Origin of the sequence: Pseudothauera nasutitermitis, assembly GCF_004801295.1 — a bacterium.
In the GTDB taxonomy this organism is placed as follows: domain Bacteria; phylum Pseudomonadota; class Gammaproteobacteria; order Burkholderiales; family Rhodocyclaceae; genus Pseudothauera; species Pseudothauera nasutitermitis.
In genome coordinates this window covers 459,887-484,948 of record NZ_SSOC01000004.1, presented here as the reverse complement: position 1 = coordinate 484,948, position 25,062 = coordinate 459,887, and the positions used below count along the sequence as shown (strand labels likewise).

At 67.7% G+C, this 25,062-nt stretch carries 28 protein-coding genes; 2 read left to right on the top strand and 26 right to left on the bottom strand.

What is annotated here, in order from left to right:
- The 9 genes from E6C76_RS12615 to E6C76_RS12575 form a co-directional block, all read right to left on the bottom strand.
- A complete protein-coding gene (locus E6C76_RS12615; protein ID WP_136348569.1) occupies nt 1-1,764 on the bottom strand; it encodes an asparagine synthase-related protein in 1,764 nt (587 codons plus the stop codon).
- Nucleotides 1,764-2,432 carry a lasso peptide biosynthesis B2 protein gene (locus tag E6C76_RS12610; RefSeq protein ID WP_136348568.1) on the bottom strand — a complete coding sequence of 223 codons (669 nt, stop codon included), beginning with the start codon at nt 2,430-2,432 and terminating at the stop codon, nt 1,764-1,766. Before E6C76_RS12610 ends, E6C76_RS12615 begins: the two co-directional genes overlap by 1 nt.
- Nucleotides 2,433-2,488: 56 nt before the next feature.
- Entirely contained in the window at nt 2,489-2,638 is a 150-nt protein-coding gene (locus E6C76_RS12605) for a benenodin family lasso peptide (protein ID WP_136348567.1), read from the bottom strand.
- Nucleotides 2,639-2,921: 283 nt separating this feature from the next.
- On the bottom strand, nt 2,922-3,551 hold the full coding sequence (locus E6C76_RS12600) for a GntR family transcriptional regulator (RefSeq protein ID WP_136348566.1): 630 nt from the start codon (nt 3,549-3,551) through the stop codon (nt 2,922-2,924).
- A 355-nt stretch (nt 3,552-3,906) separates the two neighbouring features.
- The gene (locus tag E6C76_RS12595; protein ID WP_136348565.1) at nt 3,907-5,304 is read right to left on the bottom strand and encodes an integrating conjugative element protein; all 1,398 of its coding nucleotides are present in this window, start codon (nt 5,302-5,304) and stop codon (nt 3,907-3,909) included.
- A gap of 8 nt (nt 5,305-5,312) precedes the next feature.
- Nucleotides 5,313-6,263 carry a TIGR03756 family integrating conjugative element protein gene (locus E6C76_RS12590; RefSeq protein WP_136348564.1) on the bottom strand — a complete coding sequence of 317 codons (951 nt, stop codon included), beginning with the start codon at nt 6,261-6,263 and terminating at the stop codon, nt 5,313-5,315.
- Nucleotides 6,260-6,700, bottom strand: coding sequence for a TIGR03757 family integrating conjugative element protein (locus E6C76_RS12585; protein WP_136348563.1), 441 nt, complete (start codon nt 6,698-6,700; stop codon nt 6,260-6,262). Before E6C76_RS12585 ends, E6C76_RS12590 begins: the two co-directional genes overlap by 4 nt.
- 179 nt (nt 6,701-6,879) lie before the next feature.
- Entirely contained in the window at nt 6,880-7,428 is a 549-nt protein-coding gene (locus tag E6C76_RS12580; RefSeq protein ID WP_456320495.1) for a JAB domain-containing protein, read from the bottom strand.
- Between the two features lie 142 nt (nt 7,429-7,570).
- Complete coding sequence (locus E6C76_RS12575) at nt 7,571-8,335, bottom strand: DsbA family protein (protein ID WP_136348562.1); 765 nt, start codon at nt 8,333-8,335, stop codon at nt 7,571-7,573.
- A gap of 227 nt (nt 8,336-8,562) precedes the next feature.
- Between E6C76_RS12575 and E6C76_RS12570 the strand changes: the two genes are divergently transcribed.
- The gene (locus E6C76_RS12570; protein ID WP_136348561.1) at nt 8,563-9,180 is read left to right on the top strand and encodes a type IV toxin-antitoxin system AbiEi family antitoxin domain-containing protein; all 618 of its coding nucleotides are present in this window, start codon (nt 8,563-8,565) and stop codon (nt 9,178-9,180) included.
- Entirely contained in the window at nt 9,177-10,025 is an 849-nt protein-coding gene (locus tag E6C76_RS12565) for a nucleotidyl transferase AbiEii/AbiGii toxin family protein (protein ID WP_136348560.1), read from the top strand. The genes E6C76_RS12570 and E6C76_RS12565 overlap by 4 nt, the downstream gene beginning before the upstream one ends.
- 84 nt (nt 10,026-10,109) lie before the next feature.
- Here the strand turns inward: E6C76_RS12565 and E6C76_RS12560 are convergent, their stop codons facing one another.
- The 17 genes from E6C76_RS12560 to pilL2 form a co-directional block, all read right to left on the bottom strand.
- Nucleotides 10,110-12,992 carry a conjugative transfer ATPase gene (locus E6C76_RS12560; protein WP_136348559.1) on the bottom strand — a complete coding sequence of 961 codons (2,883 nt, stop codon included), beginning with the start codon at nt 12,990-12,992 and terminating at the stop codon, nt 10,110-10,112.
- A complete protein-coding gene (locus E6C76_RS12555; RefSeq protein ID WP_136348558.1) occupies nt 12,992-13,414 on the bottom strand; it encodes a TIGR03751 family conjugal transfer lipoprotein in 423 nt (140 codons plus the stop codon). Before E6C76_RS12555 ends, E6C76_RS12560 begins: the two co-directional genes overlap by 1 nt.
- Complete coding sequence (locus tag E6C76_RS12550) at nt 13,395-14,828, bottom strand: TIGR03752 family integrating conjugative element protein (protein WP_136348557.1); 1,434 nt, start codon at nt 14,826-14,828, stop codon at nt 13,395-13,397. Before E6C76_RS12550 ends, E6C76_RS12555 begins: the two co-directional genes overlap by 20 nt.
- On the bottom strand, nt 14,818-15,717 hold the full coding sequence (locus E6C76_RS12545) for a TIGR03749 family integrating conjugative element protein (protein WP_136348556.1): 900 nt from the start codon (nt 15,715-15,717) through the stop codon (nt 14,818-14,820). The genes E6C76_RS12550 and E6C76_RS12545 overlap by 11 nt, the downstream gene beginning before the upstream one ends.
- Nucleotides 15,714-16,394: a PFL_4703 family integrating conjugative element protein gene (locus tag E6C76_RS12540; protein ID WP_136348555.1), complete on the bottom strand. Its 681-nt coding sequence runs from the start codon at nt 16,392-16,394 to the stop codon at nt 15,714-15,716. The genes E6C76_RS12545 and E6C76_RS12540 overlap by 4 nt, the downstream gene beginning before the upstream one ends.
- Nucleotides 16,391-16,789, bottom strand: a complete 399-nt coding sequence (locus tag E6C76_RS12535) for a TIGR03750 family conjugal transfer protein (protein ID WP_136348554.1) — start codon at nt 16,787-16,789, stop codon at nt 16,391-16,393. The genes E6C76_RS12540 and E6C76_RS12535 overlap by 4 nt, the downstream gene beginning before the upstream one ends.
- A gap of 10 nt (nt 16,790-16,799) precedes the next feature.
- A complete protein-coding gene (locus E6C76_RS12530; protein WP_136348553.1) occupies nt 16,800-17,165 on the bottom strand; it encodes a TIGR03745 family integrating conjugative element membrane protein in 366 nt (121 codons plus the stop codon).
- A gap of 18 nt (nt 17,166-17,183) precedes the next feature.
- Nucleotides 17,184-17,417, bottom strand: a complete 234-nt coding sequence (locus E6C76_RS12525) for a TIGR03758 family integrating conjugative element protein (RefSeq protein ID WP_122228713.1) — start codon at nt 17,415-17,417, stop codon at nt 17,184-17,186.
- On the bottom strand, nt 17,414-17,779 hold the full coding sequence (locus E6C76_RS12520; protein ID WP_136348552.1) for an integrative conjugative element protein, RAQPRD family: 366 nt from the start codon (nt 17,777-17,779) through the stop codon (nt 17,414-17,416). Before E6C76_RS12520 ends, E6C76_RS12525 begins: the two co-directional genes overlap by 4 nt.
- A 164-nt stretch (nt 17,780-17,943) precedes the next feature.
- A complete protein-coding gene (locus tag E6C76_RS12515) occupies nt 17,944-18,693 on the bottom strand; it encodes a TIGR03747 family integrating conjugative element membrane protein (RefSeq protein ID WP_136348551.1) in 750 nt (249 codons plus the stop codon).
- Nucleotides 18,690-20,864, bottom strand: a complete 2,175-nt coding sequence (gene traD, locus E6C76_RS12510) for a type IV conjugative transfer system coupling protein TraD (RefSeq protein ID WP_136348550.1) — start codon at nt 20,862-20,864, stop codon at nt 18,690-18,692. The genes E6C76_RS12515 and traD overlap by 4 nt, the downstream gene beginning before the upstream one ends.
- 10 nt (nt 20,865-20,874) lie before the next feature.
- Nucleotides 20,875-21,414, bottom strand: a complete 540-nt coding sequence (locus E6C76_RS12505; RefSeq protein ID WP_136348549.1) for an integrating conjugative element protein — start codon at nt 21,412-21,414, stop codon at nt 20,875-20,877.
- Nucleotides 21,411-22,466: a phosphoadenosine phosphosulfate reductase domain-containing protein gene (locus E6C76_RS12500; protein ID WP_136348548.1), complete on the bottom strand. Its 1,056-nt coding sequence runs from the start codon at nt 22,464-22,466 to the stop codon at nt 21,411-21,413. The genes E6C76_RS12505 and E6C76_RS12500 overlap by 4 nt, the downstream gene beginning before the upstream one ends.
- Nucleotides 22,463-23,044, bottom strand: a complete 582-nt coding sequence (locus tag E6C76_RS12495; RefSeq protein ID WP_136348547.1) for a transglycosylase SLT domain-containing protein — start codon at nt 23,042-23,044, stop codon at nt 22,463-22,465. Before E6C76_RS12495 ends, E6C76_RS12500 begins: the two co-directional genes overlap by 4 nt.
- A complete protein-coding gene (locus tag E6C76_RS12490; RefSeq protein WP_122228727.1) occupies nt 23,026-23,766 on the bottom strand; it encodes a TIGR03759 family integrating conjugative element protein in 741 nt (246 codons plus the stop codon). Before E6C76_RS12490 ends, E6C76_RS12495 begins: the two co-directional genes overlap by 19 nt.
- Entirely contained in the window at nt 23,766-24,413 is a 648-nt protein-coding gene (locus E6C76_RS12485; RefSeq protein ID WP_136348546.1) for a hypothetical protein, read from the bottom strand. The genes E6C76_RS12490 and E6C76_RS12485 overlap by 1 nt, the downstream gene beginning before the upstream one ends.
- Nucleotides 24,410-25,000, bottom strand: coding sequence for a PFGI-1 class ICE element type IV pilus protein PilL2 (gene pilL2 / locus E6C76_RS12480; RefSeq protein ID WP_230976258.1), 591 nt, complete (start codon nt 24,998-25,000; stop codon nt 24,410-24,412). Before pilL2 ends, E6C76_RS12485 begins: the two co-directional genes overlap by 4 nt.
- Nucleotides 25,001-25,062: the final 62 nt, after the last annotated feature.

The following is a 25,062-nucleotide window of genomic DNA, read 5'->3' as shown; positions in this document are numbered from 1 at the left end:
TCATGACGATTTTGATTGCTGTCGTACCCAGTTCTCAAGAGTACATAGCTGCAGAACGCGCAGTACGGTGTCTCCATCGGATGTGGATTGTGATTGGGTTAATGTTCGCAGCGCTCCGGCATCCAATAGGTTTTGTGACTGCAGTACGCCATTAAGTAGAAAGTGCAACATCTCACCACGTCTCCTTCTATACAGTGCGCCCAGGTAGGAAGTGAATGAGCCCTTACTCTTTCGTGCAAGGATTCTTGGCGGAAGTTCATCTGCGAATGCGTGTCTGGCAACCGCCCTGTTCTGACCTCCAGAGAACCACATCCAGCTTGGTGCCCGCAGGCATGCTTCGATGACTGGTTGTGACAGCAACGGCATTCTGAATCGTCGAGTCGTGGCTCTGAGGCAGCTATCCCTGAAAAAATGAGTAGCGCTGAGCTCGAAGATGCGCTGTCGATCACCGATAAGGGCCTCCTCATTTGGCGGAGACAGCCATGGATGTTGTTCCGTTGTAGGTAGAGGTATGTGCTTGGATAGCAAGGTTCGGTCGATGTCGTACAGCTTGTCTTGCCGCTGGAAGAGTTTGCGAAATGTGAGGCGCCCAGCCTTCCAGTACGTGCATTGGTGAAACATCGAGATGTCCTGGATCGTCCGGATGCCCGTGGAGATTCCGGCCCCGAGAAAAGCGTCGGCCGCAGGTGCTGCGCTGGTCTGATAGCAGAAGACGGTGTCCCCACCGGCCCCCGAGAAGTAGCTGGTGACCCCATATTGGTCGGCGGTCTCCATCATGACCCTATCGATCGCGTATTGGAGAGGTCCGATGACAGGTGTGACGAAGCGCTGCGGAAGCGGGAACTCAAACTGCGCATAGTCGTATTGCAGTTGGGTTGAGAGTAGCTCTGCGCCCAGCATGTCCGCGACCAGCGCAGCGTACTCCCTCTCGTCAGCGCCAGGTGTGGAAGTCGTCAAAGTGCCACAGGTCACGTTTGCATGCGTGTCCTTCAGGCAGGCGCCGACTATTGATGAATCTAGACCGCCGGATAGCTCTAGCAGGATAGACTTGTCTTGATTCGCCCATGCGGCGACGACTAGCTTGATAGCGGTCCGGATAGCCAACGCCGCTTCATGATGATCGGAGTATCTTGCGTTCTTATCAACGAAGTTCCACGGGGACCAGTCTTGGGCAACATTGGCATGCCCATTAGTCAAGCGCAAAGTGCAACCTGGTAGTAGCTCGCTGACGTCCGCTATGCCAGTGCGACTCGTTTTGAGACTAGGATAGATTAGGCGATGAGCGATGTAGTCGAAGTCGACAAGCTTGTGATAGTGGCCAAGCCGCGTAACCAGCGAGATATCCGATGTCGCAAAGGTCTTGCCATGGCGTGCAGAGTAGAAGCACAGCAGGTCGCTGGCTGGAGATGGGCCGCGCGTTATGCTGATCAGGGGCTGGTGGCTCGCTTCCTGCATAACCAGGATGTAGTCGCCCCAATAGTTCTGAAGGATGAGACGCCGTGCCTCGGAAGCATCGGACGGAACTCCGGAAATTTGGCTGCTGGCTTGGATCAGGTTGCCGCTGAGGGAGTACAAATCGCCAATGATCACCGCGCCGTTTGGCAGCTGAAGGGTTGGCGTATCACTGGAGGTGAAAACGAATGCCGTGCCTAGTGTGGCCCTTAGTTGCATTCCAGCGCTACGCGGCGAAACCGACGGGTGGTTCGAGTCTCGGCTGCCTGGCTGGCACGCGTCCTCTATTAGCACTAAGTAGGCATGGCTCATCAGATTACCCGGATGGTGGCATATGCCCTAGTGTTACCAACAGCGTCGTTGAGAATAAGATCCCCGGTTTGCACCCAGCAGTGGGCGGTGAAAGGATCGTTTGTGACGCCAAATACGATGTTGGAATGTAGGTGGCGCCTCGCGAGGAATATCATCATCGACAGCGAGTCAAGAAGACAACGGGTGTCTATGGGGATGAGCTTTCGAGCTCTCAGGAAAGCATGTGCGCTGTCCAGCAAGCGCTCTTCAGTGTCTCGGCGTTCAAGGGATGCGTGGCGGGTTCGGTAAGCGATCGCGTCGTCCAGCGTCGCCTGCAGACGTTGAGTCTTCAGTAGGACTTTCGTCCGCAAGATGATCGCGAACAGCTCTGCGACCGCGCCGAAACTGCTTGGCGTAGGAGTTGATGACAACTCCAATGCGCTGCGCGAGGCATTTGCTATCGAACTGCGCGAACTTCTCGTGGACGGTGGGGCATCTGTGATGATGTTGCGCTCAACAAGACGCGCTATATCGTCTGGCGGAAGGTCGATGCCTTCGGTGTGCGCGTCGAACGCGCGCTCCAAGTGATCGGAGAGCAGAAAGTATCGATCCTCTCTGGTATCGAGGAAAATGAGGCGGCCATCGATATGGCAGAACGACAGGTCGTCGTGAAGCCTGTAGCTTGTCATGCGAGCTACCTCGCTGTTAGTTGGAGGCGCACCGCAAGGTGCGCCTCGTTACTGAACTACTCGGTGATCCCCACGCCGGCCCCGAAGCCCTGTCCTTCAGGTCCCATGGGTGGGGTGCCCTTGGTCTCGACACTCGCCACGCCCAGCACGATGATGTCGTCGTCCTGCGCTTCGACGCGCGGGGTGTTCTCGATGCAATCTTTCATCTCGATCTCCTACGGGATACGTCATGACGGCCATGACGATTTGATCGTAGAAGTCGGCAGATTTAATTTTCAAGTGATTAAGAAATGATCACTGGTTAATTATCCGGGGTGATGCCAACGTGGATCCCAAATGCCTGCGAAGGGAATGCGCTAGGCATCCCAGTTCGTTTCTAGGGCGCTGGGTATCGGGCGATCGCGCCGCGAGCGCCGTTGCGGATCCACCATCAGAGAGCTTTGCATTGGATGTCCGCGCACACCTGATCGACGGCCGATGCCGGGAGCATCAGCGTGTGTACGGCACGGCCCCGCTGAGCATCGCCACGATGCGCGGCACGGCCTGCTTGCGGCGTTCGTGGTAGTCGGCCAGCGCAGACCTCAGCGCCTTCAGTTCCCGCCGTTGCCAGTGCTGGTGCAGCTCCGCGAGTTCTTCGTGGGCGTTCTTGATCAGGCCTGGCTTCGCCCGTCGGATGGGACCGAGCTTGTCGTTGGCCTGTCGCACCGCGCCGTAGAGCGAGAGGTGTTCGGTGGCGCGCGCGATGCCCTCGAACAGCTGCCGGGTTTGCGCGACGGTATCGCCGTCGTCGTCCAATAGCTGGTCTTGCACGGCGTCGTCGTGCGTCGGTGCGACACCGATGCTGCACGCCAGGATCAGCAGGCGCTGCATCCAGTCGTAGAGGTCGCGCAACACCATCTCCGTCGGCAGCGGCACATGGAAGCCTTCGCGCCGGCAGTCGTGGATCACACCCTCTCCCACCAGGCGGCTCAGCGCGAGTCGCACGGGCGTGGGGCTGGTGTGGAACTCGTCCGCCAGCGTCCCCGGGTCGATGCGTTCGCCGGGGACATAGCGCCCGGTCTGCAGGGCCTGCATGATTTCTTCGTACAGAACGTCGGCCTTCGAGTGCCGTGCTTTCATGGGAAGGCTCCTTCCTGTTGATCCTCCAGAGGTGCGAGCGCACGTGCCCAACAACCATGTCAACGACCAAGGTATTGGAGCTTGGTGTCCGGTTGCACGCTTAAGTTCATGCGAATGACGTAATGCAAGCCGCGCGACGCCCGTCCGGACGCCTTCCGGTGAAGTTGGAATGCCTTTGGATGTGTGCGTGCCGGCGGTGGTGGCCGAGGCTGGCGATACCCGTGGGCTGCACTCGGGGCCGCGGAGCGCCGCGCTCGTGCGCGGGATGTGGCAGCGCTGCGTGCACGCGCTCGCCCGCCAAGGCTTGCGTGATGGGTGTCCACGCAAGCCCCGGCGGGTGAGGTAACCCGGTGTATTACGGATTGTTTCCGCTTGGCGGCCGTTGCAGCTCGTCGATGCGGTTGCGGGTGGGATCGCCTTCGTAGATGCCGCGCGAGCCGCTGGCGCGCGTGCTGTGCCGCTGGATGATGGCGGTGGGCGAGTTGTTGGCCAGTTCGCGGCGCAGCTCGAGCTCGGTCTTGAGGTTGTGGATCTCGCGGTCGAGGATGTCGCTCTCGTGCGAGACGGCGCGCTGTGCCAGCTCGTTGGCCGAGACATTGGGTTCCTTGCGGCCGGTCAGCAGCGTGCGCTGCAGCAGCAGGGCCTTCTCCAGCACGCTCGCCAGCGCCACTTCCGACGCCAGGCGGCGGGCCAGGATGTCCTGGTCAGGTTCGTCCCGCAGCGCTTCGATCACGCCGCGGGTGATCGGCAGCGATGCGGCGCTGGCGGCCTGCAGGTTGTCGAAGCTGGTCGGACGGCTGCCGGCGACGAGTTCCTGCAGCGCCTGCAGCTTGTCGTCGTACTCCTCCTGGATCAGTGGCGTCAGTCCCACGCCGGGCGTGGTCACCGTCTTCGTGCACGATTCGCAGGTGCGCTGCTCCTGCTCGCCCAGCACGCGCACGGCCCAGGCCGCCGCGTCGTCGGGCGAGCGCCAGGTCTGGCAGGCCAGGTTGCCGCTGCAGCTGTTGGGGTCGATGCTGCCGGTGTCGGCAACGTCGCGCCCGTTGAGCAGGTTGTAGCCGGCGCGGGTCACGTCGCCCACCACCCGCACCGGGCGCTGGCCCTGTCCGCCAGCATTGCCGCCACCCACCCAGGGCACGCCGTTGTTGCCGCGGTTGGACTCGGCCTCGTCGATGGCGGACACCGCATCGGTACTGGCGACGGCCTGCCGTAGCGCCATGCCCTCGGCGATCTGGTCCCAGCCCATCTGGCCGCCAGCGGCGTCGGCCATGCGGTTGGCGATGGCGCGGCAGGTCATCTTCGAGCGGTCGAAGTCCAGCCTGGCCTGCAGCACGCCGTTCGTCAGCAGGTTGTAGAGGCCGGGATCTGCCCGCTGGATGATCAGCGCCGGCAGCGAGGCCACGGCGCTGGTGGCGTTCTGGATCACCGACGACATGATGGTCTGAAAGCCGTTGGTGAGGCCGTTGAGCTGGTTCTGGATGGTGGTGGAGATCGACATGTCCCCGCAGATCAGGTTGCTGTTCCAGCCCACCCCGACGCCGATGGAGCGCATGTTCGCCGCGCCGCTCATGGACACGGCGCGGCCGCCGCCGATCGAGTACAGCACGTCGTCGCCGATCACGCTGCCCTGGTGCTCGACGCCGTACTGGTTGACGTTGGTCTGGGCAGCGGCACTGGCGCAGGCCAGCGTCAGGACGAGGGCGAGCGGTGCAAGGAGCATGCGGCCGTGGGCCGGACGAGGAAGACGGTTCATGTCGGGCCTCAGTTGAAGTCGGTGCTGCCGAGGAACACCTGGCCGCGCCGCTGGCAGCAGCTGTACGGGCGCCACAAGGCCCAGGCGTAGTCGCCCTGCTGGGCCTGGACGCGGGTGTTGGAATGGGGGAACACGGCGCACGAGCTCGACAGGGTGGGCGTGAGCTCCTGCCACTTGCCCGTGCTGGCATCGCCCTCGACCAGTGCGCCGGCGGGCCAGTAGCCGTCGCGGGAGCTGGCCAGCAGGGGCTGGTAGACGTGGACCTGGCCGCGGCGCGTGACGACATCGCCGGCACGCTGGGCGACGACGGCGCCGGACTTGTAGTCGTCGGTCTGGTGCAGGAACCCGCCGCGCGGGTAGACGTTGCCCCACAGGTTGAGGCCCGTGCGCGAGCCGATCTCCCGCCGGCCAGGAATCAGCGCCTCGGGGTACAGCATCTCCGGGACGTTGTAGCGCCAGGCCAGCGTATCCAGGGTGCTGAGCAGGTACGGCATGAAGGCCGTGCCCGCGCCTTCGCAGGCGTAGCCCGATGCGCTGGCGAACTGCGAGAACACCTGGCCGCCGGGATGGCCGATGACGTCCGCGTTCTTGAACTTGCTGAGGTTGTTCTCGTGGTCTTCGTTGGTGGTGCCGTCGCCGCCGGCCTGCGCCGTGGGGTTGGGCATGCTCATCGCGCGCACTTCCACCCACGGGTTCTGGCCGGTGTTCGAGTAGGACGACACCACGGCATCGGGGACGTAGTGGGTGACCTTGACCGACGTGCGGACCGTGCAGCCACCGTAGGTGCAGTAGAGCCAGTAGCAGATGCCGCTCACGCGGTATTCGAGGCAGTCGGGCGACAGCGTGGAGGCCACGATGGTCGCGGTGTTGACCGCGAAGGCGGACGCTGCACCGCCCAGCAACACCGAGGCGACGGCCAGCCGCAGGCGGCGCGGGGTCATGGACAGCAGGCGGCTCATGGCGTCTCCTTGCGGTAGGCCTCGATGCGCGCGACGGCGCGGGCGACATCGGGTTCGCCGTAGATCACGTAGCGCCGGTCCACGACCACGGCGGGAAGCGTGGTGATACCCAGGCTCCAGGCGTCGGCCACGCCCTGGTAGGCGGCCGCGATGCGCCGCTGCAGACCGACGCCCCCGTCGCGCAGGCGCTGCTGCACGAGCGCGGCGCCGCGGTTGGGGTCATTGGGGAGGCCGGCGGCCAGCTCGGCCTCGATGCGGGTGGCCTCGTCCAGCGTGATGACCCGTGCGTGGGCCGGTGCCTGCACCGGGTGCTTGCTGTCGGTGACGACGATGATGTCCGCCGCCCAGGCCACGGGGCAGAACAGCGCGCCGCAGAGCGCGGCGAGCAGCGCGCCTTGCAAGCGCGAGAGGAAGGCGAACGAGGAAGCCGACGACATGATCCAGCACCGGTGGGTAGTCACCGCGCCAGTCGACCGCAATCCCGCCAGAGGGACGACAAACAAACGGGAACCCGGCGCCACCGGTTTCCACCGCGAGCGGTGGCGATGCGTACCGGCGTGCGGTCAGCCCCGCGCGAGTGTTGAAGGCGCCGCTCGTGGAACGAGCGGCGGTGGGACTACAGCAGGCGGTGGTAGGCGAACGAGTACGGCTCGCCCTTGCCGATGACCAGGTGATCCAGCAGACGGACATCGATCAGGTCGAGGGCCATGCGCAGCCGGCTGGTGAGGGCTCGATCCGCGGCTGAGGGCGTGGTGCTGCCCGAGGGGTGTTGATGCGCCACGAGCAGCGCGGCCGCGTTGTGGAGAAGCGCACGCTGGACGACGACACGGGGATGGATGTCTGCGGTATCGATCGATCCTCTGAACAAGATTTCACAGGCGATGACCTGGTGCTGGGTCGTCAGGAAGACGGCGGCGAAAACTTCGCTGGGCTCCTGCATGAGTTGCAGGCGCAGGTAGTCGCGCGCCGCCTCGGGGCCAGTCAGCGCGGGGCCGGCGGCGTAGAGCCGTTGTTCCAGCAGCGCGATGGCCTTGGCGATGATGCGGTCGTCGGATCTGCTGGATGTTGCGATGGGTCGTTCCGCGGTGTTGTCGCGGATGGCGATGGGCGTGAGCATGGTGAGCCTCCATTGGGTGTTGCCGGAGGCGTGCCCACGGGAGGGCATGCCCTCCGGGGATGGTTGGTGATGGACACTGGGAAAAGCAGGCATCCACCATCGCGGATGCGATGGCTGTTCGCCTCGAAGGATGCGATGCGAACGGGACGGTCAACGCGGCTGCGCCGCGTCGTAGCCTTGAAGACCCGGGCTACCTGGGCATGTCGCCGTCGGGGACGGCGGACAAACTTTCGGATTCGGTCGACGGCGACTCGCCGCTGGTGAGCAGATCCAGTGCCGACAGCAGTGCGTCGCCCTCCACCGGGCCATGCAGCAGCAGCGTCTGGCCCGTGGTGTCGTCACGCAGGCGCAGGGTGGGCGTGGCGGTGATGCCGTCGCGCGTGCCCTCGCGGGCCTGCGCCTGGATCAGCGCCAGCGTGCGGCCGCTCTCCACGCAGGCCTGCACGGCCTCGGTCTGCCCCGGATAGCGCGCGTTCTCCGGCAGGCCTTCGCCGTCGCCGCGGGTGTGGTGGTAGATCCAGGTCACCGCCTGCCAGTACGCGGCATGCCCACCCGCCTCGCCCGCGCACTCGGCCAGGCTGGCCAACTGCGAGGCGGCGGGTTCATGCACGGACAGGGGCAGGTGATGCCATTGCAGTCGCGCGTCCGGATGGCGTTCGATCCAGGCCACCAGCTCCGGGTAGTAGGCCTTGCAGAACGGGCATTCCAGATCCGCGTACAGGATCAGGGTGAAGCGGGCGTCGGCGCCGCCGTGGTGCCAGGGCGGCCCGGCCGGTCGGGAGGGTGCTGCCGTCTCCCCTTCTTCTTCAGGCGCGGGAAGCGGCGCCGCGTTGTCCGCCGGTGGCGCCGAGGGCCGCAAGGCCACGAGCAACAGCAGCAGTGCCAGGGCCACGATGGCGGCCGGCCAGGCCAGGCGGTGCAGTGCGCCGCGCGAGGAGCGGGTTGTCGTCGGCATTGGGGTTCCCGGTGATGGGCGGACAGGCGTCGAGGGGCCAGTCGACCATGCCGGGGCGTCGGTGTCGGGCAACAATCCGGCACCGGGGGGCTTCCCCTTGTTGGCGCCAGGCATGCGGAAGGCGCCATCCCGGGTCAGGAGCCGCGCACCATCGCTACGGCCGACTGGTTGTAGCGATTCCTATGCACTTATTGACAGCTGCCTAGTAATTGCTACATTCTTCGCACATGACTCCCCGACTCGACGCCACCCTCGAAGACGCCGCTCTTGCGCTGGCCAGGCGCCAGCCGCTGCTGCGCGCGCGCGACCTGGCCCGGCACGGCCTGTCGACCGTGATCCTGGGCCGGCTGGTCGCGGCCGGCAAGCTGGAACGCATCGCGCGCGGCGTCTACAGCCTGCCGGGACGCGGCCTCAGCGAGCACCGCTCGCTGGCCGAGGCGGCGCTGCGCGTGCCCAAGGGCGTGGTCTGCCTGCTGTCGGCGCTGCGCGTCCACGAAATCGGCACCCAGGCGCCGCACGAGGTCTGGATGGCGATCCCGCATAACTCGCCTTCGCCCCGACTGGACCAGCCGGCGCTGCGCGTGGTGCGCATGTCCGGTGCGGCGCTGACCGAGGGCATCGTGCCGGTGGAGATCGACGGCGTGTCGGTGCCGGTGTTCGATCCGGACAAGACCGTGGCCGACTGCTTCAAGTACCGCAACAAGATCGGGCTGGACGTGGCCCTGGAGGCGCTGCACGACGGCTGGGCGCAGGGCAAGCTGTCGATGGATGCGCTCTGGCGCTACGCGACGGTGGATCGCGTGGCCGGGGTGATGCGCCCCTATCTGGAAAGCGTGACCGCATGAGCCGCAGCAATCTGCCCGCCTCGATCCGCGCCCGCCTGAAACGGCGCGCGGACGCGACGCGCCAGGACTTCAACCTGACGCTGACCCACTACGGCCTGGAACGGCTGCTGTACCGGCTGTCGGTCTCGCCGTATGCCGATCGCTACCTGCTCAAGGGCGCGCTGTTGTTCTCGCTGTGGTACGACCATCCGCATCGGCCGACCCGCGATGCGGACCTGCTCGGGTTCGGGCCGGATGATGTGGATACGGCTGTGACCACGTTCCGCGAGATCAGCCAGATCGCGGTGGAGGACGGCATCGTGTTCGATCCGGCCTCGGTCGCGGGCGCGGTGATCCGCAAGGAAGCCGGTTACGGCGGCGTGCGGGTCGATCTGCGGGCGACGCTGGACGGTGCGCGCATCGCCTTGCAGATCGACATCGGCTTCGGCGATGCGGTCACGCCGGCACCGGAGCCGATCCGCTATCCGGTGCTGCTCGACGACCTGCCGGTTCCGCAATTGCGCGCCTACCCCAAGTTCACCGTGGTCGCGGAGAAGCTCCATGCCATCTGCCTGCTGGGCATGGCGAACAGCCGCATGAAGGACTACTTCGATCTGTGGGTGTTGTTGACCGAGGAGGTGTTTGCGCCGGACGAGTTGCGTCGCGCGGTTCAGGCGACTTTCGCGCGGCGCAAGCTGGCGATGCCCATCGACCTGCCCGTCGGCCTGAGCGACGCATTCGCGCAGGATCCGGCCAAACAGCGGCAATGGACTGCGTTCTTGAAGAAGAACGGTCTGAAGCCACTGGAGTTGAACGATGTCGTCGCTCGGCTGCGCAGCGCGTTTCTGGTGCTGCGGTCGGCGTGATTCGACCGCGGCACGGGAAGAAACCTCTGCCGTACTGCACGCCGGCAGAGCAAACCTCACCTTGTCGAGGGCCTTGGCAGGAAATCAACCAGGCACGGTGAGCAGGCCCTCATCCGTGTGCATCGACAGCGATTCGATGCCGCGGGCGCGGTCGATCGCTTCGGCGATCTTGATGGCCGCATCCAGCTCGCTGATGCCGAATTGCTGCATCAGCTTGTAGCGTTCGGCCTTCTCCTCGGGTTCGGTCTGCGCGAGCGCGAGGTACAGGCTCGGCGGCACCGCGCGGAACAGCAGCTCCATGCTCCGCGACAGGATCACGCCCTCCGAGAACTTGCCGGATTCCTTCCTGGCCGAGAGCATCAGCGCCTTCTGCGCGGGCGTGAGTTCGCGGAAGCGCGCGATCTTCTCCACTTCGTCGGGCGGCATGCTGAGACAGATCCACCATTCGATCATGTTCAACATGGGCTCGGCCGCCTTCGGCAGGTCGTCGAGGTTCTGCGTCGCCAGCCAGAACCAGGCGCCGAGCTTGCGCCACATCTTCGTGATCTTGACCACGTAGGGCGCGAGCAGCGGGTTCTTGGTGATGATGTGGCCTTCATCGGTCACGTTGATGATCGGACGGCCGAGATACTGATCGCGCTCGGCGAGGTTGTTCACGGTGTTGATGAGGCTGATGTAGGCGATCGAGAGCTGCGCGTTGTAGCCCTCGCGGGCGTACGTGGCGAGATCGACGATGGTGATGTCCGCCTCGGGCCACGGCGTGCCCGGGCGGTCGAACATCTCGCCGTCGGCCCCTTGGCAGAACATGTCGATGGCATCAGCCATCTCCAGCAGGCGCGTGCGCCGGATCTCCGGCAGGCTGGTGTCCCGGCCGCGCTCGCGCAGCGCGTCGCGCACGTCGCGCGTGAGCACGGTGCGCTTGTCCGCCACGCAGCGTTGCGCCGCTTCGAGAATGCACTGCCGGATCAGGCTGCGGTCTGCGCGCGTCATGCGCGCTTCTTCCTTCTCCTCGCCGCCGGTGATCATCAGCCGTGCCGTGATCTCCAGTTCACCCAGTACGTCGCGCTGCTCGTCGCCATCGGCGTCGGCCTCCTCCTCGTCGAGGGCGTCGGCATCGAGCGTCTGCACCTGGCCGGGCGTGTCGACCAGCCGCCAGGCGTCGGCGAACGGCGCGAGGCTGACGCCGGCGCCGGGCGCCAGCTTCACGCGGTTGACGCTCAGGCCCAGGCGCGCGGCGAAGTCGCCGAACAGTCCGAACGAGTTGCCCGCTTCGACGATGAACAGGCGCGGCCGGTAGATGGCGGTGACCTGGCAGAGGATGTTGTTGAGCGTGGCGGACTTGCCGGCGCCGGTCGGTCCGAACAGCACCATGTGTCCATTCATCTGGCGATCGAGCCGATTCAACGGATCGAACGCGATGGCCCCGCCGCCGCGATTGAAGAAGGTGAAGCCGGGATGGTCGGTGCCGTGGCTGCGGCCCCACAGCGGGCCGATGTTCACCGCGTGCTGCGCGAACATGAGCTGCGTGTACCAGTCCCGCTTGTCCAGCGACGGGTCGTAGACGCAGGGCAGCCACCGGAGATAGGTGTTCAGCGGTGCGACTTCATCTTCCTCGCGGACGGGCTGCAGGCCGGCGTTGAGCAGCACGTTGGCGAGTTGCAGGCCGCGGGCGTCGAGCTGGGCCTTGTCCCGCCCGCGCAGGTAGAACGTCAGCGCGCCGCGGTAGAGCTTGTGGGCGCTGCCGATCAGCCCGCGCGCCTGTTGCACGTCATGACGGGTCTGCTCGGACGCCAGCGTCTCGCCGACCGCTTTGCGGGCGAGGTGGTTGAGGTGCGCTTCGAGAACGTCCTGCGGCGTCGCGACCACGGTGAGGCAGAGGATGGTGTCCTCGGGCATCTGGTCGAACAGCGCGTTGATTGCATCGCCGCCCTTGCGGGTCTCGCCGGTGATGTGGCCGGTGGCCGGCGGCGTGCGCAGCCGATCGACGGCGATCGCACGATGCGGCAGGTTGTCGAAGTACCAGAGGCCTTCGGCCGCGTCGGATCGGGGCTGGCCGAAGAACAGGCGCTGGGAGAAATCGGTGCCGCTGGCCAGCTCGACCTCGCCGGGCTCGGCTTCTTCCGGGTAACGGGTCAGGCGATGGAAGCGCTCGCGGTCCTCGGCGGTCGGTCCGAGCAGCGTGGGGTGCGGATTGAACCAGCGCGACAACCACTCGTGGATGTCCGCCGCACCCAGGCGCCGCGCCTTGACGCCGGCGTTGGTGAGCCCGCCGACGAGGCGGTCGCAGACCACGGTCAAGGCCTGTTCGGGCGACTGGCCGCGCCGGATCGGGGATTGCCCGGCGCGCCGGTACACCACCAGACGGGTACGCCGCGTCTGGCCCCGCCACGGCAGGCGGGTGACGGTGTTGTCCTCGAACAGGCCGCCGGGCTTGGAGATCGCCTGCAGGTGGTGGCCGAAGAAGCGCAGGTAGAACTCGCTGAAGGCGCTGCCCTGCGCGCGCGGCTGGATGTAGCTGCGCAGCTGTTCCAGGTAGCGATCCCAACTGGTCTCGTCCTGCGCATAGAGCTGGAGCACCCAGGGATGTTCGTCCAGTTCGTCGCACGCATCTTGGAGCGCGTTCTCCAGCGTGTCGCGGATCTGGTTGAGCCAGGCCGGCTCACGGCCTTCGGTGCCGACCGGAATGAGCTCGAAGAACGCCGCGACGGAGTGTCCGTCCTGCAACAGCATGCACTGCGAGTCCGGCAGGTACTCGACCCACGGCAACATGTCGGCGAACGAAGGCGCGACGTCGTAGAGGGCCTGTTCGTCGGCCTGTGTCGCCCGGCGGGTGCGTCGATCGGTGTGTTCGCCCGGTTCGGGGATGCCGCGTTCGCGCAGCGTGGCGACGTGCCGCTCCCAGGCGTCCGTGGGTGCGGATTCTGCGTCTGCCTGCGCGCGGCGCGGCTTGAGCAGCGGCCAGCCCATCAGTAGTCCTCGATGCGCTCGCCGGGCAGCGCGTACTGGACGCGCTGGTACAGCGGGAAGACGGTGCTGTAGCCGGGCACCGGCACGGGGTCGGTGCCGGTGAGGTGCGGATAGACGTACATGACGAGATCGGGGTTCGGCAGCCGATGGAACTGGCGGTGGATCTCGTTGGCCGCGGTACGGGTGTAGCGGGCCTGCACGCCGGGCGCGGCCTGGATGTCGTCGTCGGTCAGTGGCCGCCGCAGCGCCTGGCGCGCGTCCAGCAGCTGGCGCGCGGCGGGGCCGCCGCCGGTCTCCGCGTTCCAGATGTCGAGCATGGTGCGGTTGTCGTGCGTGAGCATCTGCTCCTTGGTCGTGGAGCAGCCGGCCAGCACGACAGCGATGCCCAGCACCGCGAGGCGCTCAGTCCAGATCCTGCGCATGGGCGCGTCCTCCGAGGCGGTGATCGACACGGCGGCCGGCCGGGTCGTAGTCGATGGTCAGGGGTTCTTCGAGATGCACGGCGACCTGCGCGCCGGGCTTGACGTACACCGCGGCGAAGGCTTGCCCGTAGAGCCGGTTCACCCACTGCGACATGTCCTGCACGCCGCCGGCGAGGATGCGGCCCACCGCTTCGTTGCCGGTGATGCCGACGGTGCCGATGGAGCCGTCGCTGGACACGTAGGACGCGCGACCGCTGTCCGAGTCGATCATCGCGGCGACGCCGGCGCCGGCTGCGGTGATCAGGGCCTGCGTGCCGAGGTACTGCTGGGCGTTGCTGCGGCGCTCTCCAGTGACGCAGGGAATGCCGTGGGGATCGCTGATCCAGCCCATGCCGTTCTGCGTGGTGTTGCCGTCGTTGCTTGGCTGGCGATTGCCGCCGCGCTCGCCGTCCTCCGGGATGGTGCGGATCGTCCCGTCCTCGAAGACGAAGGTCACCGAGCGGATCTGTCCGCGCACGCACGACAGCGTCCAGTCGCCCGACGCGGTGCCGCTGACGACGGCGCCGGCGACGTCGGGAATGTCGATGCCGTTGGCGGTGAGGTTGTCGGCGCCGATCAGCACCTTGAACGGGTATGGGTCGTTCACCGTCCCGTCCACCGGCACGCGACCGATCAGCGCGGTCATCGCGATCGATCCCATCAGCGTGGAGTTGGTTGGCACGGTGTAGACCGCGCGGGTGTCGGGGACGCCCGCCGCACGGCGGCCGGCCTCGATCGTCGAATCGGCCGCCTCCTCCAGCGTCTGCTGCGCCGGCCCGAAGCTCGTCGGGAAGCTGAAGCCACCGGTTCCCGTTCCCGGCCGACGGTCATTGCGCTGGCTGGCGTCTTCGGGCTCCACCCAGCGCAGCGCTTCGCCGCCGAAGCTCGCGCCATCGCCCTCGTCCAGGCCCAGCCCCACCGGCAGGTCGGCGTGTCCGTCCCTGCGGCCGCCGACGCCTTCGAGACGCTGTTGCAACTCCTGAAGCAGGCCCTGCGTCTGCTGCCGCTCGGACGCCACCTGCTCGCGATCCTGGCGCAGTTGGTTGCGCTCGGTTTGCAGCGCAGTTTCGATGCGGCGATCGACCGCGCCTTCGCGCTGGCGCAGGCGCTCGTTTTCCTCGCGCTGCGTGCGGTTGTCGCCGAGCGCGGTCTGCAGCTCGGTGCGAAGCTGCCGCACCTGGGCGACCAGGGTCGCCACGGTGTCGCGCGGGGTGTCGCCTTCGATGCCCAGGGCGGCGGCTTCCTCGGCGGTCAGCCGGACGCCGGCCTCCCGCGCGGGTTCCTGGCCGCCGCCGGAGAACAACCGGATCCCGACGAACACGAGCAGCAGCGCCATCGGGATCATCAACCACTTGAGAAGGCCGTTACTCTTCATGTGCCCCTCCGTGGCCGCTGTCGGATGTCCCCGGGACGGGCAGGTTGATCGCCGCATCCACCGGGCTGATGGCCGGCAGCAGTGCCTGCGGCAGGCCATGGCCGCGCGTGACCAGGTAGACGACCGTGGTGTCCTCCGGCGTGCCGGCGGGGCCGAGGTCGGCGTGCTGGAAGGTGGCCGTCATGAAGTCGCCCTGCAGCTCGCGCGGGTCGAGCCCGAGCCAGTGCGGCGACAGGTTGTTCAGGCGGATCGCGCTGACCCACAGGTCGTCCAGACGCCATGCCGCCAGGACCCGCGCGCGGACGGGCTTCGTCGGCATCAGGGTGTCGAGCGACAGGTCGCGGCGCAGGTTGGCGCGCACGATGCCCGGCACGGGTTCGACGGTGCGCAGCGGCGCGTACAGGGTCTGCGCCGCGTAGCGGGTCAGCACGACCGGCAGCGGCGTCTCGCGGGTGCGGGTGGCGGGCGCCGTGCCCGTGCTCTCCTGCTCGCCGTCGATCTGCGCGCCGTAGCGCGGGGCCGGCGATGCGCCTTCGACGATGCGCACCGGCTCCAGCGGCGGCGCGTCGTCGCCTGCCGGCTCTGCGGCGATGTCCAGCAGGATCACGGTGCCGTTGTCGGCATCCTGCAATTGCAGCCGGGTCGGTTCGATCGGCTCGCTTGCGCGCAGGTAGACGGCCCCGGCCGCGCTCTGCACGCGCAGGCGCGCGCCGACCGACGCCGGCACGCCGACGCGGACGTTGCGATCGATGAAGATCACCCGTTCCTGGCCGACCACCAGCGGAACGGGAAGCGGCAGCCGTTCCCAGCGCAGGATCTCCACGGCGTGCGCCGGGACGCAGGCGAACAGCACGAACACCGCGCAGGCGTGCGGAAGGAAGCGGGTCATGGCGTGTCTCCCGGGGAGATGGCGGGCGGCGCGGCAGGCGCCGCGTCCGTCGGCGCGGCGATGCGCTGCGGCGCGCCGTCGTAGCAGTCGATGGCCAGGCCGAAGGGGTTGCGCTGCGGATCGACGTCCATCCGCGTGACCTTGAGCGGATAGCGCACCAGCGCCCGCTTGACCTGCTCCGAGCCGTGGTACTCGTCGGCGGTGACGTCGAGGGTCACCACCCAGTCCCGATCCGAGATCGCGCGCACGCGCAGCGCCGGGTTCTCGCCGTAGCCGCGACCCGGGATCTCGTAGATCCCGCGAACCCGCTGACGCAGTTCCCCGGCATTGCGGCGGTACTCGTAGTCCTGTTGCAGGAAGGCCTGGCAGGAGGACGTGAAGTAGCTCGATAGCGCGTGCAGGTTGCGCGGGTAGTCCTGGTCGCCGTTGGTCGGCCACCGCTGAAGCTGCTGCCACACGTAGAACGTGAAGCTGTAGACGGACTCCGGCGGCACTTCCCACCACTTGCGCGTGCTGCCGGAGCGCAGATCGGGCGGGACGTGGATCGTCAGGTCGCGCGGCGCGCTCCACCAGCCAACGCCCATCACCAGCGCGAGCGCGAACAGCGCGCCGGCGCCGATCCGCAAGGTCTTGATGTGCGCCTGCAGGTGCGCGATCTCGTTGCGGAACCGGCTCACGGGCGCTGGCTCCTGCGCGTGCTCCAGTACCCCGAGCGCGTCACCAGCACCTTGCCGCCGACGAAGGACGCGAGCAGCGGGCGGCGGACGGCCAGCCACCACTGGATCTGCCGGTAGAGCCAGGTCTCGGGCCGGCCGCGCTTCATGCGCCGCAGCAGCCCGCCACCAACGAAGACGCCGGCGGCGATGGCCAGCACGATGGCCGTGGGAACGATGGCGATCGTCGACAGCGCGAACGCAAGGGGCATCCCGATCGCCAGCCCCGCCGCGGCCGCCAGGCCGGCGCAGACCCACAGCTCGTCGGCCGTGAGCCCGCGCACGACGACGGGGTGGCGGTTGAGGCGATGCGGCAAGAACGCCACCGTCCCGTCCGGACGGATGTCCTGGTCAGCCATGACGGCGCCTTCAGAGGATGCCGGTGGCTTCGGTCAGCAGCCAGATGCCGACGACCAGCAGGATGGCGCCGACGGCGACCGTCAGGCCGAACTGGCCCCACGTGGCGCGACCGGTGTGGATCTCGGCATAGCGCGTGTAGGCGTGGTAGCAGACGCCCACGAACATGGAGGCCACGACCAGCAACGCGATCAGCAGCACGATGTCATAGCCGTAGTTGCGCAGCGTGTCCATGATTCCCGAGCCCGTGCCGCGGGACGGGTCTTCGATCGTGGGCAGGCCCTGCGCCTGGACCAGCGGGGCGAGTGCGAACAGCATCGGCAGCGCGGCCAGGCGCGCAGCGCGGGGGGAACGGAAGAGACGGGCGAGCGGGTTCATGATGGCGACCTTTGCGAGTTACGAGAGCAGGAAGAAGGTCAGCACCAGGTACATGGCGATGAAGCGCACCACGACGCCCAGGAACTGACGTTGGGAAAGGCGTTGCTCGGCCCAGCCGGTGTAGGCGGTGCGCATGGCCCACACGCCCCAGACCAGCAGGACGGCGAACACGGCACCGACCAGCACGACCGACACGGCCGCGGGCGCGAACCCGCCGTTCGCCTGGAAGGCGCTGATCTGCGCGGCGTTCATGGCGCGGCCTCCGGCACGCGCGGCGCCGGGGTGGGCTGGCGGTAGTCGCCGAGCAACTCGGCCGGATCGCGCGGCTGCGCGCGGGGCGGGCTCAGGTAGTCGCCGATGCCGGCGCGCACGCGCGCCAGGTCGGCCGTGAGGCGGGCGTAGTCGAAGTGGTAGCGGGCGCGCTCTTCGCGCGAGACCCCGGCCTCCTCCACCAGCCGGTCGATCGCATCCACGTGACGCAGCACGGCTGCGAGACGGGCGCGCTCGGGCGTCGCGTCATCGGCGCGGGCCGGAGCCGGAATGCCCAGGCACAGGCACAGCGCCAGGAGGAACCCGAAGATGCAGCGCCAGTCGGTGGAGGGAGAGAAGGACATCGGCATGTGCCAAACCGCGAATCACGAGGAATGGCCACATGCTCTCGGCGCGCTGCCGATCGCGCCGCTATGAATGCGCAACACGAGACGACCGCGTTGTTGCCGTTCGAGGTCGAACGCGGGCGACGGTCAGGTATGGCTGACTCCGGGATCCAAAGGAGGCGCTACAGGTACTTCTTGAAGGTGCTGGCGGCGATGCAGACAGCCGCACCGAGCAGCATGGCGCTCGGCAGCAGGATCAGCAGCGGATGCAAGCTGATGGGCAAGGCCAGGTAGGCGATCCACGGCAGCACCACCAGCGGCATGAGCGAGGCCTTTGCGCGGTGGTAGATGAATCCGGACTCCCGGCCCGCGCCGAACTTGCGGACGTCGCGCCGCACCAGCCCGTCGACGAAGCCGACGAAGGTGCTCATCAGGAACAGCGGGAGCGTCAGGAACAGCACCAGCAGCCTGACGATGAAGGTCAGCGTGGTGAACGCCGCGGCGATCAGGTAGCTCTCGGTCCAGACATAGACTTGGCTCAGGTAGTAGCGGAAGTCCCTGGCCGCTTCGTGGCTCGGTGCGCGCGCCTGGGCCGAGGCGTTGCTCATCCAGTCGAGCAGTCCGGTCTTCACGAAGATCCACTGGTAGGCGGTATCGACGAGCCAGTGCGCGGTGCGGCCGGGCTCCTGCACGAGGGCGCTGCGCGTGAAGTAGCTCGATAGCTGGTCCAGCTCGTACTGCAACATGCTTTGCGAGTGGCGCCAGCCCTGGTCCGGCCAGAACAGGTGCATGCCGATGCACTCGATGACGATCGACAGCAGCAGCGAGCCGATCAGCACGCCGAGCAGCCGCAGCGGCAAGGTGACGAGGTTCGCGAGCAGTCCGCGCTTCTGGGTCTGCTGGCGCTGGGCGGTGTTGGCTGGATCCTTCACGGCCGGGCCTCGTCGCCGTCGCCACCGGACTCGGCTTCCGAGGCCTGCCGGAACCCTTCGAGCAGGTCATCGGGCAGGGACTGGTTCTGCAGGCCGGGCAAGCCGTGGTCCTCCCACCAGTCGCCTGCGTCGGCGTAGTTCCTGCGCATGTAGCCGGCCAGTTGCTGTAGGTTTTCGGGCATCACCTCGTCGGCATCGGGTGCCGGCAGCGGCATGCGGATTTTCCAGAGATTGCCGCCCTGCAGTAGCGCGAATGCCTGGCCCTTCGGCAGCGCGACGACGTGCGATGGCTCGATCAGCGGCACGCTCTGGGTGCTGATGCGGTCCTGCGTATTGCTGGTGAAGTCCGTCGGGCCGTGGATGTCGGAACTGTCGGTCGCGCCGCTGACCACGGTGGTGGTGTAGACCTCCACCTTGGGCAACTGCCTGGTGAGCAGTTCCGCGGTCGCCGTCTCGCGCACGCGCAGCATGATCAAATTGTTGAAGTTGCCGATCACCTGGCCGGCCTTCGCCCGGTTGCCGATGCGCGCTTCGATGTCGCTCAGGGTCTGCGTGTAGGCGGTCACCTGCATGCCCGCGCCGCCGCCCTTGTTGATCAGGGGCACGAACTCCGCGCCCATGAGTTCGTTGAACTCGTCCGCATGGACATTGATCGGCAGCGGCTTGCCGGCCATGTGCTTGGGCAGCCCGTCGTCGATGCCGAACTTGTAGATGTGTCCTGCCACGGAGACGAGATCGGCGAACATCGAGTTGCCGACGGCTGCGGCCACGTCCGTGTCGGACAGCGCGTCGAGGCCCACGTAGACGATCGCCCGCTTCCGGATGATCTGCATCCAGTCGAAGATCGGGCGCGGGTCGTTCAGGTCGGCGTAGTCGGGTGCCAGCAGCTGCGCGATCTTGCCGGTCGTCAGCTTCTCCAGCAGCGGCAGCAACGACGCAACGATCTTGTCGAAGTACGTGCGGTCGTACCGGACGGCGCTGCGCAAGCCATCGAGCACGGGGTCGTATACGCGCACTTGGGAGAGGTACTGCTCGAGCGCGACCACCCGGCGCTCGCGTCCGATCATGTTGCGCGGGATGTTCTTGTCGTTGATCTTGGCTTCGAGCTGCACGATCACCTCCCAGGCCTTGGGATCGTGCTGCGCGAAATGATGCTGCGCGTATTCCATGAACAGCGCGTCGATGTTCACCACGTGCCGCTGGATCAGCATGTAGTCGGGCCGCATGCCCAGCTCCACCAGGGCGCGCGCGATGATGTTGACGAAGCGCCATGCGAACTCGCGAAACGCGGCGCTGTTGCCCTCGCCGGAGAGTTGGCCCGCGACGCGGGTGGCGACCTCGCTGACGCGACCGAAGCGACCGACCGCGTTGTAGCGCGCCGACACGTCCGGCCAGCCGAGGTGGAAGACATAGAACTCCCCTTCGCGGCCCGCGCGCTTGGCTTCGACGTACATGCGCTTGAGCAGATCCGCGTCGCCCTTGGGGTCCAGGACGATCACGACCTCGTGCTCGCCATTGACCTTGCGGCGGATGTCCTGCGTGATGAGCAACTCGGCGAGGCGTGTCTTGCCCACGCGCGTGGTGCCCAGCACCAGCGTGTGGCCGACCCGTTCGATCAGCGGCAGGGAAACATCGGCTTCGTCCGGCTCGATGCCGTGCAGGCGCGGCATCCCGCCGACCGGCGGCAGCGGGCGCACCGGATTGAGCGGGATGTCCCAGGCCGTGAGCCTGGCCAGGCGCGACAGCGGGAACGGCGCGAACTCCAGCCGTTCCTCCAGCCGGCGGGCAGCGCGATAGGCGGGCGTGGGCTCGACGTAGCGGCGGAACTCCGGCCTGTACGTCTGGACCAGGCGGTGCGTGTGCCGCTGCTCCCAGAGAAAGCCCCGGCCGATGAAAAGCCGCTGCTGGCTGACGGGCACATCGCGGCTCGTCATCACGTAGCGCGGCAACCGGCGGATATTGCGCCGGTAGCGCAGGATCACCATGGCGTCGCGGAAGCGGACCGCGCCGAACGCGGCGAAGGCCAGCGCGCTACCGAAGCCGAGCAGTGGATTCAGCGCGAGCGACCACGGTGCCACCATGCACAGAAGCGCGGCGGCCGCGCACACGGCAACGGTATATAGCTCCACGGCTGGCCGTAGCAGCACCTCGATCGTGTGCGGCTGCGCCATGGCCGGCGTTTCACTGCTCGATGCCCGTGGAGGTCACGAGCACCGGGTAATGACGCAGGTCCAGGCGCCGGGCCAGGTCGTCGCCGGGCGCCGGAACCAGCGTCAGGCCATCTGCCGCGCCGCGCAGCGCGGCGAGCGCGCCGGCCGATTCCACGTTGACCACGATGCCCACCGCGCCGAGATCGCGCAGGATCGTGGCGCGCTGTTGCAGCCAGGCGCGCGAGCGGTCGTCGTCGCCGATCAGGAACAGCGGTTTCAGCCCGGGCGCCTGGATCACCCGGCGGGCCACGTCGCCGGGCGAAAGCGTCGGCGAGCGCACCGGGAGCATGGCGGCCTCGGCCGAACGCCCGGGCGGCGCACGCGGCACCTCGATGCGCGGTGGCGCCTGGTCGCGGCGCGGCTGGAGGTCGAGGGCTTCGTAGTACGGCAGCGCGGACGCGCCGCCATAGTCGTCCACGACGATCAGCGCGGGTGACTGTGCGAGCGCCGCCGGCATCGCAAGGATCGACACCAGGCCATACAACGGGAAGCGGAAGCAGCGGCGCGTCATGGGAATTCCTCCAGGGCGGGTTGGGTGGCCGATGCCGGCGCTGTGCAGGCGTTGGCAGCAGCGGTTTCCGGGTCGTGTGGCGCCGTCTCGCACAGGCCGAGGTCGGAGGTGCATCCGCCCCCCGGCTGTTCGTCGAAGAACAGGGCGAACTGCCTGCCGCCGTGGGTCGTGCGGCTCCACGCCACCAGGGCGTCGATGCGCGAGTAGGTGCCGGGACGGTCGGCGTCCGTCGGATCGGTGACGGCCGGGAAGAAGGTGGCCGAGCGGCGCTTGTTGGCCGCCGACACCACGTTCTCCCATCGCCGGACGCGGTCGATGTGCGCGGGGAAGCGATCCGCGATGCGGCGCAGCTCGTCCTTCCTGCAGTTGATGCACGGCAGGCAGCCGACGCGCCGCATGCCGATCGCGTACAGCGGGTTCGGCCGCAGGCCATGGCGGCGGTGCTGCGCCCATACGTCCTCGATGCTCCAGCGGAAGATCGGCCGCCAGAGCACGGATCCGGACTCGTGGCGATTGAACCGGGGCTGCCGCGCACGGTGCGCGCTCTCTTCGGCGCGCACGCCCAGCCATTGCAGCACCCGGCCACGCTTGAGCATCGGCCCGACGATCTGCGTCGTGATCGGGATTTCCTTGAGTTCGCCCGTGCAGAACTGGGCCATCCGCGATGGAAACCGGCCTTTGCTGATGCACAGGTCGAGATACGGATTGCCGGTGGGCGCGTGGAGCCGCGCCGCCTCCTGCACGATCTCATCGTCGATGCCTTGCTTCGGCCATTCGCGCAGCACGTACTCGCGATGGATGGCGAGCTGGCGCGTGAAATCGGCCCTGACGGTCTCGATCTTCGGCCCGCCGGTGCGCTCGTGCAGGCGGGCGACGTACTCGTAAGTCAGCTCGTGCTCGTTCCCCGTGTCCGCGAAGACGGCGCGGTACGGCCGGCCCGATTCGAGCGCGAGCAGGTAGGTGGCGGTGGAGTCCTTGCCCCCGCTCACACTCACCAGGTGCTGCGTCTGCCTGCCCATCGGCACCGGGCCGGCATGCCGGGCCGCCGTCATGGCAGCGCCCTCCGGGTAGCGGCGTCCAGCTGGCCACGGCCGAGCACGCGCGCGAGGTGCTGATCGACACTGCGGCGGTAGCGCGCGGCCGGTGCGCCGCCGGCCGGCCGGTGGTAGCGGCCGATGGCGAGCAGCCAGTCCTCGCCGGGGCTGTGCTGCTCGCGCAGGATCTCGGCGGCGATGCGCAGGTTGTCGTAGGGGTCGAGCACGTCGCAGGGCTGGCGATAGCGATGCTTCTGGTAGCCGAGGTTGATCTGTCCCAGGCCGGCATCGATGCGGGTCGGTGGCACGTCGCGCAGGGCGTTGCGCAGTCCGGCGCAGGCTTCGGCGCGACTGGCGTAGCGACGCGACGCGCCGGCCACGTTCAGGCTCCAGGGCCAGGGCACCAGCCTGCCGTTGATCCTGGCGCCGCTCTCTTGCAGCGCGACGGCATACAACACGGTCGAGGGAATGCCGGCGCGCTGGGCGGCGAGCTGATAGGCCGGCGGCGGAACTTCCTGTGCCGAAGCGATGCCGGCAAGCGTGGCGCCGAAGAGCAGCAGCGCGACGCGCGCCAGGATCAGGGCTGGCGCAGCCATTGCCCGTCGACCTGTCGCACGACGGCGGGCAGGTCGCCCTGCAGGCCGATGGACAGCCAACGGCCACCGTCGTGGTTGAGGGTGATGCGTCCGTTGCGCACCCGGGCGGGATCGATCTGGACGCGACGCGCCCATTCGCGGATGCGCGTGTCGTCGGCCCGGCTGCCGACAACGTAGATGTCGAACTCGGCGCCGGAGGCCTGCAACTGCCTCACGGTCTGGTCGCAGGTCGTGCAGGCGTCCTTGACGAACACCGCGGTGCGCCCCGAGCCCTGCGGAACGCCGGGCGCCGCGGCCGCGCTGGCGCCGGGCAGCGTGACGCGCCGCAGGGTCGGGTTGAACTGCTGCCACGCCGCGTCATAGGCGCGCTGGTACGCCAGCAGTTTCTCGACGCGGCGTGCTTCGGCTTGCACCTGCAGCTCGGCGTAGCGGCGGCGCTCTTCATCCGACCGCGCCTCGATGCCCAACGCGGTCAAGGGATCGAGGTTGGGGGACGAGATGCCGAGCGGACCCTGCATCAGTTGCTGGTAGCGGGCCCACTCCTCCGCGCGCAGTCCCCAGTCGCGCGCCAGTTGCTCCTCGCTGTGGGTGGTGGCCGCCGGCCGTTGCTGGCTGGGACTCTCGGTCGGCATCGCGCTGCGGGGGTTCTGCGCGATCGCCTGTGGAGCGCCCCAGGTCGCAAGGCCGGCGACCATGAAAAGTGTGAGGACGGCGGGCTTCATCAGTCCCTCGACGGCGCCAGGCGCCGAACCTCGCTGCCGTTGCGGAACACCGCGACACGGCCATCGATGGCCTCAAGCAGCCAACCGGCCTCCGATTCGCCCGTGCGCAGCAGGCGCGCCTGGCCGACCGCCGCCGCACCGGTCGGCAGGATCGAAACGAACCGCTCGCCGCCGCGCAGTTCCAGGGCCGTCACCGTGAACGGCGGTTCCGTGGGCTTGGGCGCCGATGCCTGTGGCGCACGCGGCCGCGAGGCCGCGGCGGGAGCGGTCCGCGCGCGTTCCTGCCGCGCCTCCAACTTGGCGATGCGGGCTTCGAGCGGCTGCAGGCCTTCGAGCGGCAACCGCTCGCCCACGGCCTGTTCGATCGCGGCAAGACGCTGTTCCAATCGCTGGCGATCGGCGGCGTACTGCGCCTGAGCCAGCGCGGGCGGCTGCTGGCCCTGTTGCTGGATCTGCTGCTCCAGCCCGGACAGGCGTTCCTCCAGCGACATCACGCGCGATGCGTGGGGCGCGTCGGCCGTCTGTTCGGCCAGGCGCGACAGCGCGACGTGGTTGACCACCGTCGCTGCGCTGATGAGCACCAGCCAGGTCAGCGCGGCCGCGCGCATCAAGGTCGGGCGAGCACCCGCTCGCGGCACCGTGTTCATGGCTGGCCCTCCGACGGGATCGGGAACACCTCGACCACCGGCTCGCCGGCCGGCGCCGAGGGCGATGGCGGGTCGATGAAGGGCACGGGCGGGACGGCCTGGACGAAGCAGACCTGGCGCGCGCCGTCGTCCACCTGCAGATCCCAGGCCGGCCCGGCCAGCGTCAGCAGCGCGTCGCGCAGCATCAGCGGGCCGAGGCGGTAGTGGGCGGCCGGCAAAGGCATGCTCCGGAACACGGACGCGCCGCCGCCACTGCAGGCGCGGTAGCCCGAGCGGAGCAGGACGTAGGTCAGCGCATCGCCAACGGTCGCGTGCAGGGTGTCGGGGATCGAGACATCGACGATCTGGAGCAGCAGATCGCGTTGCGCGCTATCGGGAACGAGTTCCACAAGGGTGTAGCGCCCGTAGCGCACGACGGGCACCGCCTCAAAGGCCGGCTCCGGAACGATGATCGGGGCCTCGGCGACATCCATCCGCGCGCCCTTGGTCGTGGTCGTCGCACAGCCTGCACCGAGCAGGCCGACTGCGAGGCAACAAGCGGCCATTCGCAACATGGCGAGCGGCGCGGAGCAGAAAGGCAGCGACATCGACCGGACTCCTGAAAGCGTTCAGGCCACACGATCGCTGCACGGGCCGATGGGGTCAGCCG